Source organism: Isoptericola sp. NPDC057391 (genome assembly GCF_042668085.1).
Classification (GTDB): Bacteria; Actinomycetota; Actinomycetes; order Actinomycetales; family Cellulomonadaceae; genus Isoptericola.
This window is the reverse complement of sequence record NZ_JBHVBO010000143.1, coordinates 1-11,576: the sequence shown is the minus strand read 5'-3', so window position 1 is coordinate 11,576 and position 11,576 is coordinate 1. Positions and strand designations below refer to the sequence as shown.

Below are 11,576 nucleotides of genomic sequence, written 5' to 3'. Positions count from 1 at the left end.
CCCGCCCCCACCGAGGGGGCTCACCGGGACCACTCCCGCCCCAACCGCCAAACCTTACCCCACGCTCGATTCTTGGGCCGGGGTCAGCGGGACTTCGTGAGCTCCGGCTTCTTGACCATCCCGGACAGGCCGTTCCAGGCGAGGTTGGTCAGGTGCGCGGCCACCTCGGCCTTGTCGGGGCTGCGGGCGTCGAGCCAGTACTGCCCGGTGAGCGCGACCATGCCCACGAGCATCTGCGCGTAGAGCGGCGCGGCCTTGCGGTCGAGGCCGTTCGCCTTGAACTGGTCGCCGAGGATGTGCTCCACCAGGGTGGCGACGTCGCCGATGAGGCTGGAGAACGTGCCGGTGGCCTGCGCGACGGGGGAGTCGCGCACCAGGATGCGGAAGCCGTCCTCCGACGCCTCGATGTAGCCGAGCAGGGCCAGCGCCGTGCGCTCCACCAGCACCTTCGGGTGGCCGCCCTCCTCCAGCGCGCCGGTCAGCGCGGACGTCAGCGCCCGCACCTCGCGGTCGACGACGACGGCGTAGATGCCCTCCTTGCCGCCGAAGTGCTCGTAGACCACCGGCTTGGACACCTCGGCGCGCGCCGCGATCTCCTCGACGCTGGTGCCGTCGAAGCCCTTCTCGGCGAACAGGCCGCGGCTGACCGCGAGCAGCTGCTCGCGCCGCTGGCTCGCCGTCATCCGGGCGCGCGGCGGACGCTTGGACGCGCGGGAGTCGGTGGGCATGGGCCCCATTGTGCCCCCCGGGCGATCCGGCCGGTGTGGCGCGTACCACGGCTCCCGCGGCGACCGGAGGCCGGGACGCGTGCCGGGGCGGTGGTGCGGACCTGGCAGACTGAGGACGGACGCCCGACGGTGCCGCGCCTGCTGGGGCGTGATCCCGGCCCGGGGGCCCGATCCGCCTTGGTGTAATCGGCAGCACAGAGGTTTTTGGTGCCTTTGGTCCAGGTTCGAGTCCTGGGGGCGGAGCTCGGCACCATCGACAGAGCACACCCGAGAAGAGACGGAGCACTCGTGGTCTCGACAGGACCGGACGCCGCAGGGCACGTGGTTCAGGACGACGTTCAGGACGACGCGGTGGCGAGACCGGCGGCCGTCGTCGTCCTCGCCGCGGGGCAGGGGACGCGGATGAGGTCCGCGACGCCGAAGATCCTGCACAGCATCGGCGGGCGCACGCTGCTCGGGCACGTGATGACCGCGGCACGCGAGCTGGACCCGCAGAGCGTCGCCGTGGTGGTGCGGCACGAGCGCGACCTCGTCGCCACCGCCGCCCTCGAGGTCGACCCGGCGGCGTTCGTCGTCGACCAGGACGAGATCCCCGGTACCGGCCGCGCCGTGCAGTGCGCGCTCGACGCGCTCGACGCCCGCGCCCACGCCGGGCGGGCCGCGCAGCTCGTGCACGACGACGCCGTCGACGACGAGCTGCACGCCGACCACGCCAACGGGGGCGACCACCCGCTGGGCGACGGCCTGGCCGGCGCCGTCGTCGTCCTCGCCGGCGACATCCCGCTGCTGGACGGCGCGACGCTCGGCCAGCTGCTCGCCGCGCACCACGCGGACGGCAACGCCGTCACGATCCTCACGACCGAGGTCGCGGACGCGAACGGCTACGGCCGCATCGTGCGCGAGCCCGGCACCGGCGACGTGCTGGCGATCGTGGAGCACAAGGACGCGACGCCCGAGCAGCTCGCGATCCGCGAGATCAACAGCTCGGTCTACGTCTTCGACGCCGCGGTGCTGCGCCGCGGGCTCGGCGGCCTGGACCGCGACAACGCGCAGGGCGAGGTCTACCTCACCGACGTCGTCGCCTCCGCGCGGGCCGAGGGCGGCGCCGTGCGCGCCGTGCTGAGCGACGACCCGATGCTCGTCGAGGGCGTCAACGACCGGGTGGCGCTCGCGACCCTGGGCGCCGAGCTCAACCGCCGCGTGCTCACGGAGTGGATGCAGGCCGGCGTGACCGTCGTCGACCCCGCGACCACCTGGGTGGACGTCGACGTCGAGCTCGCCCCCGACGTCACGCTCCTGCCCGGCACGCAGCTGCACGGCGCGACGAAGGTCGAGTCCGGCGCGACGATCGGCCCGGACACCACGCTGACCGACGTCGAGGTCGGCGCCGGGGCGATCGTCGTGCGCGCGCACGGCTCGCTGTCCGTCATCGGCGAGAACGCGTCCGTGGGCCCGTTCGCCTACCTGCGCCCGGGTACCGAGCTGGGCACGAAGGGCAAGATCGGCACCTTCGTCGAGACGAAGAACGCCCAGATCGGCGAGGGCTCCAAGGTGCCGCACCTCTCGTACGTCGGCGATGCCACGATCGGCGAGCACACCAACATCGGTGCCGCGTCGGTCACGGTGAACTACGACGGCCAGAAGAAGCACCGCACGGTGATCGGCTCGTACGCGAAGACGGGCGCCGACAACATGTTCGTCGCGCCGGTGACCGTGGGCGACGGCGCGTACACGGCCGCGGGCTCCGTCATCGTCAAGGACGTGCCCGCCGGCGCGCTCGGCGTCGCGCGCGCCCAGCAGCGCAACGTCGAGGACTGGGTGGAGCGCCGCTGGGCCGGCTCGCCGGCGGCCGAGGCGGCCGCCCGCGCCCGCGCCGAGGGCACGGGCGGGCAGCTCGGTGCCCAGGCGCAGCAGCAGCTCGCCGCGCACAATGCCCTCACCGGCGCCATCCCGGTGGTGCCTCCCGCCGACAGCCCCGACCCGACCGCCGACCCGACCGAAGGAAGCACGCAGCGATGAACAACTTCATCCCCGGCACCGGTGAGCGCACGCTCGTCCTCGCCACCGGTCGGGCGCACCCGGAGCTCGCGGAGGCCGTGGCGAAGGAGCTCGGCATCGAGCTGCTGCCCGTGTCGGCGTACGACTTCGCGAACAGCGAGACGTACGTGCGGTTCAGCGAGTCGGTGCGCGGCTCGGACATCTTCCTGCTGCAGAGCCACACCGCCCCGGTGAACCAGTGGCTCATGGAGCAGCTGCTCATGGTCGACGCGGCCAAGCGCGGCTCGGCGCGCTCGATCACCGCCGTGGCGCCGTTCTACGCGTACGCGCGCCAGGACAAGAAGAGCCGCGGCCGCGAGCCCATCTCGGCCCGCCTCGTCGCCGACATGCTGCGGACGGCGGGCGCCGACCGCATCCTCAGCGTCGACCTGCACACGCCGCAGATCCAGGGCTTCTTCGACGGCCCCGTCGACCACCTGTGGGCCATGCCCGTGCTGGTCGACTACGTGCGCACCCGGGTGGACCTGTCCAACGTCGCCGTCGTCTCTCCCGACGCCGGCCGCATCCGCGTCGCCGAGCAATGGGCCGCCAAGCTGGGCGGCTGCCCGCTGGCCTTCGTGCACAAGACGCGCGACGTCACGCGCCCCAACCAGGCCGTCGCCAACCGCGTGGTCGGCGAGGTCGAGGGGCGCGACTGCGTGCTCGTGGACGACCTCATCGACACCGGCGGCACCATCGCCGAGGCCGTCAAGGTGGTCATGGACGCCGGCGCCCGGTCCGTCACGGTGGCCGCCACGCACGGCGTGCTGTCCGACCCCGCCGCGCAGCGCCTCCAGGAGTGCGGCGCCACCGAGGTCGTCGTCACCGACACGCTGCCGATCACGGCCGACAAGCGGTTCGACAAGCTCACCGTGCTGTCGATCGCCCCGCTCGTCGCCCGCGCCATCCGCGAGGTCTTCGACGACGGCTCCGTGACGAGCCTGTTCGACGGGAACGCCTGAGCGACGCCGGAGGCCCGGGGCGTGCGTCGTCCCGGGCCGCGGCGTCCCCCGAGGGGAGGCACGGTGACATGACGGTGGACGTGACCGTGGTGGTCCCCACGTACAACGAGGGACCCAACGTCGCCGAGCTGGTCCGTCGCCTCGCCGCCGCGCTCGGCCCCGACGGCGAGGGCCGCCGCGTGGCGCCCGGCGGCGTCGAGGTGCTGTTCGTCGACGACTCCAGGGACGACACCCCCGCCGTCATCGAGCGGGTCGCCGCCACGGCCCCGCTGCCCGTGCGCATGATCCACCGCGAGGTGCCCGACGGCGGCCTCTCCGGCGCCGTCGTCGCCGGCCTGCGCGCCGCGACCGGCGAGCACGTCGTCGTGATGGACGGGGACCTGCAGCACCCGCCCGAGATGGTGCCCGTGCTCCTCGCCACCGCCCACGAGACCGGCGCCGACGTCGTCGTCGCCTCCCGGTACACCGGCCGCGGCGACGCCGGCGGCCTCGACGGGCGGTACCGGCGCTGGGTCTCCAAGGCCTCCGGGCTGCTGGCCCGGTCGATGTTCCCCGTCAAGCTGCGCGACGTCTCCGACCCCATGACCGGGTTCTTCGTGGTGCGGCAGGGGGCGGTCGACCTCGCCGGGCTGCGGCCCCGGGGCTTCAAGATCCTGCTCGAGATCCTCGCCCGGCAACGGCTCGCCGTCGTCGAGGAGCCGTTCGTCTTCGGGGAACGGTTCGCGGGCCGCTCGAAGGCGACCGTCGCCAACGGGCTGCGCTACGTGCAGCAGCTCACGCTGCTGCGGTTCGGTCGCCTGTCGCCGTTCGCGATCATCGGGGCGCTCGGCGCCGTGCTCAACCTCGCGATCCTCGCGGGGCTCCAGTGGCTTGGGGTGCACTACCTGCCCGCCGTGGTCTGTGCCAACGTGGTGACGATCGTCATCAACTTCCTGCTGCAGGAGCGGTTCGTCTTCGCCGACCTGCGCGACGGCGCGCACGGGTTCTGGGGCCGCTTCGTGCGGTCGTTCGCCTTCAACGGCACCGAGGCCGCGGTCCGCACGCTGCTGCTGTGGTGGATCGTCGAGCGCGCCGTTCCGCACCCCGAGCTGGTGCAGGCGGCGCTCATCCTCGTCGCGTTCATCGTGCGGTTCGTCTTCCAGGCGCAGGTCGTCTACCGGCCGCTCGGCTCGTCCCGGTCCCCGGCGCGCACGGGCGAGCACGCCCGCCCCTGAGGCGGGCTATACTCGTTCGGTTGCCTCGGCGAGGGACGTCTGACGGGCGCCGGTCACCCAGGTCGTACAGGTCCAGCACCTGCGACCCGGCCGCCACCCTCAGCGCAGGATCCGTCGGATTTCCGTGATCGACTGGGCGGCTGTCGGTGCACCGCGTTCTGCGGGTGCCCCTACGGCGCGCTCTCGATCGCGTCCGTCACGTGTCCCACGCCGACGCAACCGCAGTTCGCGGGGACCACCCCCTCGTGGACAGCCGACGGCTCCCTCTGGCCGTCGGCACGCACAGACATCCCAGGAGTGATCCACGTGTCCGACATCAAGCTCGCCGCCGAGGCCCGCACCGAGTTCGGCAAGGGCGCCGCCCGCCGCATCCGTCGCGAGAACAAGATCCCCGCCGTCCTGTACGGGCACGGCACCGACCCGCTGCACATCACCCTGCCGGGCCACGAGACGATGCTCGCCGTGCGTCACTCCAACGCGCTGTTCACGATCGAGCTCGACGCGAAGTCCGAGATGGCCGTCGTCAAGGACATCCAGCGCGACGCCGTCCGCGGCACCATCGAGCACATCGACCTGCTGCTGGTGAAGCGCGGCGAGAAGATCGCCGTCGACGTCACCGTGAACGTCGTGGGCGAGTCGGCCCCCGGCACCATCCACTTCGTCGAGGCCCAGACCCTGTCGGTCGAGGCCGAGGCCACCCACCTGCCCGAGTCGGTCGACGTCTCCATCGAGGGCCTCGAGGCCGGCCAGCACGTCACCGCCGGCGAGGTCGAGCTGCCGAAGGGCGCCACGCTCCTGACCGACCCCGAGGCCGCCGTCGTCCAGATCGCCGAGCCGCGCGCCGAGGCCGCCGCCGAGGACGAGGAGGCCGCCGAGGGCGAGGCCGCCGAGGAGACCACCGAGGCCGCCGAGTCCACCGAGGGCTGACACCGCCTCACGCGCAGGGCGCCCGGTACCGTTCGGTTCCGGGCGCCCTTCGCGCGTCCGCCCCCGCCCCGCGCACCGGCCGCCGAACCCTGGAGAGAGAACGCAGATGACCGACACCCCGTGGCTGATCGTCGGGCTCGGCAACCCCGGTCCGAAGTACGCGGGCAACCGGCACAACGTCGGGCAGATGGTGCTCGACCTGCTCGCCGAGCGCACGGGCGCGCGGTTCTCGCGGCACGCCCGCGCGCAGGCGGTCGTCGCCGAGACGCGGCTCGGCGTCCTGCCGGGCGGGCGCCCCGGCCCGCGCGTGGTGCTGGCCAAGCCCACCACGTACATGAACACCTCCGGCGGCCCGGTCGCCGGGCTCGTGAAGTACTACGGCGTCGCCCCGGCCCAGGTCGTCGTCGTGCACGACGAGGTCGACATCCCGTTCGACACCATCAAGCTCAAGTCCGGCGGCGGCGAGGGCGGGCACAACGGCCTGCGGGACATCACCAAGGCCCTGGGCACCAAGGACTACGTCCGCGTCCGCGTCGGCGTCGGCCGCCCCCCGGGTCGCATGGACACCGCCGACCACGTGCTCAAGGACTTCTCCGCGACCGAGCGCAAGGACCTGCCGATCCTCGTCGACGACGCCGCCGACGCCGTCGAGATGGTGCTCGCCGAGGGGCTCCTCGCCGCGCAGGGGAAGTTCCACACCAAGGTGTGATCGGGCCCTGACCGGGCTCTTCACCCGGGTGGAAAGGCCGCCACGGGGTCCATTCCGTGCCCGGGTCTCCTTACGCTCGACGGGCGGTCTCGACCGTCCGCACGAGGAGGAACCATGGGCCCGACGGTGGCACTGGCGCACGACTACCTGACGCAGCGCGGCGGCGCCGAGCGGGTGGCGCTGACGATGGCCCGGGCCTTCCCGTCGGCGCCGCTCTACACCACGCTGTACCACCCCGACGGGACGTTCCCCGAGTTCGCGGACGTGGACGTGCGCCCGTCGCGGCTGGACCGGTTCGGCGCGCTGCGGCGCAACCACCGCCTGGCCCTGCCGCTGCTCCGCGGCGCGGTCGAGAGCCAGCCCGTCGACGCCGACGTGCTCCTCGCCAGCTCGAGCGGGTGGGCGCACCGCTACCGCGGCGCGCGGCGCACGGTCGTCTACTGCTACGCCCCCGCCCGCTGGCTCTACCAGCGCGACCGGTACCTCTCCGGCGCCTCCGGCCGGGCCTGGAAGGACCGCTGGCGCACCGGGGTCGCCGGCGCCGCGCTCGACCTCCTCGGCCCCGGGCTACGGGCGTCCGACGCGGCGGCGGCGGCCCGCGCCGACGTGTACCTGGCCGTCTCGACCGTCGCCCGGCGCGCCGTCCGCGAGGCCTACGGCATCGACGCCGAGGTGGTGCCGCCCCCGCCCGCGATGGAACCCGACGGGCCCGCGGCCCCGGTCCCCGGGCTCGCCCCCGGCTACCTGCTCTGCGTGGCGCGGCTGCTGCCGTACAAGAACGTCGACGTCGTCGTCGCGGCCGCGCGTCGGCTCCGGCTGCCCCTCGTCGTCGTCGGCGACGGCCCCGACCGCGAGCGGCTCGAGCGCCTGGCGGACGAGAGGGTGCGGTTCGTCGGCAAGGTCGACGACGCGCAGCTGCGCTGGCTGTACGGCCACGCGTCGCTGCTGGTCGCCACGTCGTACGAGGACTACGGGCTCACGCCGCTGGAGGCCGCCGCGTTCGGCGTCCCGGCGGTGACGCTCGGTACGGGCGGGTACCTGGACACGGTGGTCGACGGCGTGACGGGGCTGTACGTGGACCGCCCGGACGCCGGGCCGGTCGCCGAGGGGATCGAGGCCGCGCTCGCCCGCTCGTGGGACGCCGAGGCCATCGGCGTGCACGTGAAGGGGTTCTCCCGGGAGGCGTTCGTCGCCCGGCTCCAGGACGTGGTGGCGCAGGAGGTCGCGACGGCCCGGCCGTCGGGGACGTACAGGGAGGTGGGGGGCCGATGACCGTGCGGGAGTTCCTGAGGGTGATGTGGGAGGGCAAGTACCTCCTCGTCGGGGCGGTCGTGCTCGCCCTGGCGGCCGCGTTCCTGTACGCGGAGCGCAAGCCCGAGGTGTTCGAGGCGACCGCCACCGTCCAGATCAACGCCGTCGACCTCGGCGACGGGGACACGCCCGCGACCACGACGACGGTCGACACCGACCCCCGGCTCGTCGAGGCGCCCGGCGTGCTCGAGCTGGTGGGCGAGGCGGTGGGCCAGGGCGCGAGCCCCCGCCGGCTCGCTGCGCTGATCTCGGGCCAGTACGACGCCGGTACCCAGGTCATGACCATCACGACCACGGCCGGCACCCCCGCCGGCGCGGTGGAGCTCGCGAACGCCGTCGCGTCGGCCTACGTCGAGAGCCTGCCCGGCGTGATCGACGACCAAATCGCCGAGATCGACGCCCGCCGCGATGCCCTGCGCGCCCAGCTCGACACGGTCGACGCGCAGGTGAAGAGCAAGCCCAAGGACCCCCTGGCGGGGGCGGAGCGCTCCACCATCATCGACCAGTACCAGACCCTCTCGGCGAGCCGCAGCACGCTCGAGTCGATCGTGACGCCCGCCCAGGTGCTCGTCCCGGCGACGGGGTCGTCCGCCGTCGTGGTGGGGCTGCCGCGGGCCACCATCGTCCTCCTGGGGGCGCTCGGGGGCCTGGCGGTCGGCATCGGGCTCGCCCTGGCGCGGCGCGCCCTCGACTCCCGGCTGCGCGGACGCTCCGACGCCGCCGAGGCGGCGGGCGTGCCGGTGCTCGCCGAGCTGTACGGGGTGGCCCGGGCCGCCAAGTCGTACCGGCGCACGCCCGTCCTGCCGGTCTCGAGCCGCGTCGCGTCCCCGTTCACGGAGTCGATCCGGGAGCTGCGCACGGCGCTCCACGTGGCGATGCAGGACCGGGAGCACGCGGTGGTCGTGGTGACGGCCACGGACCCCCACGCGCCGCGGTCGTTCATCGCGGCCAACCTCGCGGCGTCGTGGGCCATGAGCGGGCGGGCCACCGCCGCGGTGGCCGGCGACCTGCGCCGGCCCGACCTGGAGGACCTGCTCCCGCGCCCGAACGGGCCCGGGACGGACCCCGACGGGCTGCGCCCCACGCAGGTGCCCAACCTCCGCTTCCTCGCGCTGCACGACCCGACGATGGACCCCGCGGACTACCTGGCGACGGACCGGGTCCGCGAGACGGTCGAGGCGGCGCGCGACGCGGGCGAGGTGCTCGTCATCGACGCGCCGCCCGTGCTCGCCGCCGCCGACGCCACGATCCTCTGCGCGTTCGCGGACTGCGTCGTCCTGGTCGCGACCGCGGGCCGGACCGTCCGGAGCGTGCTGGTCGAGGCGGCCGAGCGGATGCGGATCAACGACGTGCCCCTCACCGGCGTCGCGCTCGCCGGCGTGAAGGGCGACAGCCGGATGGTCTACGCCTCGACCTACGGCGAGCCCCCGGCCACGGAGGACGTCGCCCCGGCGCCCGTCACGGCGCCGTCGACGCCGGCCGACCTGCCGACCGACCGGCCGTCCGACCGGCCGACCGACCGGCCGGACGACCCGCCGACGTTCCCGCCCACGGGGGTCCGGGTGCCCGAGGAGCCGCCCGCGGCGGCGGACCCGGAGGCCGGGGCGCCGACCCCCGCGCAGGTCGCGCCGTCGATCGGCCGGCTGCTGCGCACCGCGCGCCGGTCGTGACGCGCCGCCGGGCGCGGGGGGAGGGCCCCCTGCGCGTCGTCGTCGTCGACCACACCGCGGCGCTCGGCGGCGGGGAGCTGGCGCTGCTGCGTCTCGCGGCGGAGCTCGACCCCCGGCGCGTCGAGCTCCGGGCGGTCGTGCTGGACGACGGCCCGCTCGTGGACCGGCTCCGGGCGGCGGGCGTGCGGACGGCGGTGGTGCGGGCCGGGGCGCGGACGCGAGGCATGGACCGGCACGCGCTCGCGGGCTCCTGGCGCGCGGTGCTCGCGGTGGGGGAGACCGCCCGGCTGGTGGTCCGGGTGGCCGCCGTGCTCCGGCGCGCGGACGCCGACGTGGTGCACACCAACTCGCTGCGCGCCGACGTCGTGGGGCTCCTCGCGGCCCGGTGGTGCCGGGTGCCGGTGGTGTGGCACGTCCATGACCGGATCGCCGCCGACTACCTCCCGGCGGCGGCGGTCCGGCTCCTGCGCGGGCTGGCCCGCCGGGGGCCGCGCGCGGTCGTCGCGAACTCGCACGCGACCGCGCGGACGCTCCCGGGGGTGCGCGACCTCACCGTGGTCCACCCGGGGTACGCCCCGGACCAGGCGGTGCCGGCCTTCGACGCCCGCGTGCCGCCGGCGCGCCCTGTGGTCGGCCTGGTCGGCCGGTTGAGCCCGACCAAGGGCCAGCTGGAGCTCGTGCGGGCCGCGCGGACGGTCCTCGACCGCCGCCCCGACGTGCGGTTCCGCCTGGTCGGGGGAGCGCTGTTCGGGGCCGACACCTACGCGGACGCGGTCGACGCCGAGATCGGCCGGCTCGGCCTGCAGGGTGCCGTGGACGTGGTCGGGTTCAGCGACGACCCGGCCGCCGAGCTCGACCGGCTGTCGGTCTGCGTGCACGCCTCGCCCGTGCCGGAGCCGTTCGGGCAGGTGGTGGTCGAGGCGATGGTGCGGGGCGTCCCCGTCGTCGCGACGGACGCCGGCGGCGTCCCGGAGATCGTCCGGCCGCCCGGCCGGGACCTGGGCCTGCTCGTCCCGCCGGGCGACGCGGACGCGCTCGCGGCGGGGCTCCTCGCCGTGCTGGACGACCCGGGCGCCGCCGAGCGCCGCGCCCGCGCGGCGTACGACGACGCGACCCGGCGGTTCCCCGCCCGCGCGACCGCGCGGGCCGTCACCGAGGTGTGGGAGCGGGTCGCCGGACGGCCTCGACGACGTCGGACATGAGGGCCACCTGGCGCACCCAGGTGGGGATCGGCTCGGTGTCGGTCTCGGTGTCGGGGTCGAGGCCCACGGCCGTCCCGTGCGCCGGCCCGGCCAGCGCGTCGCGGACGGCGGCGGCGAAATCCTCCGGCGGGGCGACGGCGACGCGGGGGTCGGCGGTGTCGCGGAAGCCGGCCACGGGCGTGGAGACGACGGGGCGCCCCACGGCCCGGTACTCGTAGAGCTTGAGCGGGTCGAGGCTGTCCGTGAAGTCGTCGACGACGTGCGGCACGACGAGCGCGTCGGCGTGCTGGAGGTACCCCGGCACCTCCTCGAACGGGCGGGCGCCGAGCACGACCACGCCCGCCCGGCGCAGCCGGTCGACGTCGGGCCGGTCCAGCGCGACCGGGCCGACGAGCACCAGGGAGCCCCCGCCGTCGAGGGCGCGGGCCGTGTCCTCGCACAGCCCGACGTCGAGCCGGTCGGCGTGCAGCGTGCCGACGTAGACGGCGGTCGCGCCGGGCGGGAGGTCGGCCGGGCGGGGCGCGGGGCGCCGGTACCGCTCGACGTCGACGCCGTTGGTGACCAGCACGACCGAGCGGGCGTCGGCCTTGCGGGCCGCCAGCGTGGGCGAGCAGACGGTGACGGCGGCGGCGTGCTCCACCAGGTACCGGTCCGACTCGGCGACGCGGCGGGACTCGGCCGGGCCGCGCGTGGCCGCCGTCCAGTCGTCGGTGACGTCGTAAAGGGTGGGCCAGCCGCTGACGCGCGCCAGCGTGGCGCCGTACGGGTCGTTGACCCACAGCACCGGCCGCGCCAGCCCGAGGCGTCGCGCGGCCC

General features: G+C 75.0%; 10 protein-coding genes and 1 tRNA gene. 9 read left to right on the top strand and 2 right to left on the bottom strand.

Annotation, left to right across the window (positions count from 1 at the left end; all coding sequences use genetic code 11):
• Nucleotides 1–83: 83 nt before the first annotated feature.
• Nucleotides 84–683 carry a TetR/AcrR family transcriptional regulator gene (locus ACFUVW_RS15945; protein ID WP_430572306.1) on the bottom strand — a complete coding sequence of 200 codons (600 nt, stop codon included), beginning with the start codon at nt 681–683 and terminating at the stop codon, nt 84–86.
• Nucleotides 684–899: 216 nt separating this feature from the next.
• On the opposite strand from ACFUVW_RS15945, the gene ACFUVW_RS15940 reads away from it, so the two are divergent.
• From ACFUVW_RS15940 to ACFUVW_RS15900, 9 genes are all read left to right on the top strand, one after another.
• A tRNA-Gln gene (locus ACFUVW_RS15940) sits at nt 900–971 on the top strand.
• Between the two features lie 159 nt (nt 972–1,130).
• A complete protein-coding gene (glmU, locus tag ACFUVW_RS15935) occupies nt 1,131–2,747 on the top strand; it encodes a bifunctional UDP-N-acetylglucosamine diphosphorylase/glucosamine-1-phosphate N-acetyltransferase GlmU (protein WP_430572305.1) in 1,617 nt (538 codons plus the stop codon).
• Nucleotides 2,744–3,727 (top strand): ribose-phosphate diphosphokinase, encoded by a 984-nt coding sequence (locus ACFUVW_RS15930; protein WP_430572304.1) that lies wholly within the window; start codon nt 2,744–2,746, stop codon nt 3,725–3,727. The genes glmU and ACFUVW_RS15930 overlap by 4 nt, the downstream gene beginning before the upstream one ends.
• Before the next feature lie 68 nt (nt 3,728–3,795).
• Nucleotides 3,796–4,941, top strand: a complete 1,146-nt coding sequence (locus ACFUVW_RS15925; protein WP_430572303.1) for a glycosyltransferase — start codon at nt 3,796–3,798, stop codon at nt 4,939–4,941.
• A 306-nt stretch (nt 4,942–5,247) separates the two neighbouring features.
• Nucleotides 5,248–5,868 carry a 50S ribosomal protein L25/general stress protein Ctc gene (locus ACFUVW_RS15920; RefSeq protein WP_430572302.1) on the top strand — a complete coding sequence of 207 codons (621 nt, stop codon included), beginning with the start codon at nt 5,248–5,250 and terminating at the stop codon, nt 5,866–5,868.
• Nucleotides 5,869–5,974: 106 nt separating this feature from the next.
• The gene (gene pth, locus ACFUVW_RS15915) at nt 5,975–6,577 is read left to right on the top strand and encodes an aminoacyl-tRNA hydrolase (RefSeq protein ID WP_430572301.1); all 603 of its coding nucleotides are present in this window, start codon (nt 5,975–5,977) and stop codon (nt 6,575–6,577) included.
• 114 nt (nt 6,578–6,691) lie between these two features.
• Nucleotides 6,692–7,849 carry a glycosyltransferase gene (locus tag ACFUVW_RS15910; protein WP_430572300.1) on the top strand — a complete coding sequence of 386 codons (1,158 nt, stop codon included), beginning with the start codon at nt 6,692–6,694 and terminating at the stop codon, nt 7,847–7,849.
• A complete protein-coding gene (locus tag ACFUVW_RS15905) occupies nt 7,846–9,558 on the top strand; it encodes a hypothetical protein (RefSeq protein ID WP_430572299.1) in 1,713 nt (570 codons plus the stop codon). Before ACFUVW_RS15910 ends, ACFUVW_RS15905 begins: the two co-directional genes overlap by 4 nt.
• Nucleotides 9,555–10,760: a glycosyltransferase gene (locus ACFUVW_RS15900; RefSeq protein WP_430572298.1), complete on the top strand. Its 1,206-nt coding sequence runs from the start codon at nt 9,555–9,557 to the stop codon at nt 10,758–10,760. The genes ACFUVW_RS15905 and ACFUVW_RS15900 overlap by 4 nt, the downstream gene beginning before the upstream one ends.
• Here ACFUVW_RS15900 and ACFUVW_RS15895 read toward each other — a convergent pair.
• The coding region (locus ACFUVW_RS15895; RefSeq protein WP_430572297.1) for a glycosyltransferase at nt 10,708–11,576 on the bottom strand (869 nt) is incomplete at its 5' end. The genes ACFUVW_RS15900 and ACFUVW_RS15895 overlap by 53 nt on opposite strands.

What these genes read in the sequence shown, in the direction of transcription:
- ACFUVW_RS15945 (WP_430572306.1), bottom strand. Translation starts at nt 683, where the DNA reads ATGACGGCGAGCCAGCGGCGCGAGCAGCTGCTCGCGGTCAGCCGCGGC.
- ACFUVW_RS15910 (WP_430572300.1), top strand. Translation starts at nt 6,692, where the DNA reads ATGGGCCCGACGGTGGCACTGGCGCACGACTACCTGACGCAGCGCGGC.
- ACFUVW_RS15930 (WP_430572304.1), top strand. Translation starts at nt 2,744, where the DNA reads ATGAACAACTTCATCCCCGGCACCGGTGAGCGCACGCTCGTCCTCGCC.
- pth (WP_430572301.1), top strand. Translation starts at nt 5,975, where the DNA reads ATGACCGACACCCCGTGGCTGATCGTCGGGCTCGGCAACCCCGGTCCG.
- ACFUVW_RS15905 (WP_430572299.1), top strand. Translation starts at nt 7,846, where the DNA reads ATGACCGTGCGGGAGTTCCTGAGGGTGATGTGGGAGGGCAAGTACCTC.
- glmU (WP_430572305.1), top strand. Translation starts at nt 1,131, where the DNA reads ATGAGGTCCGCGACGCCGAAGATCCTGCACAGCATCGGCGGGCGCACG.
- ACFUVW_RS15925 (WP_430572303.1), top strand. Translation starts at nt 3,796, where the DNA reads ATGACGGTGGACGTGACCGTGGTGGTCCCCACGTACAACGAGGGACCC.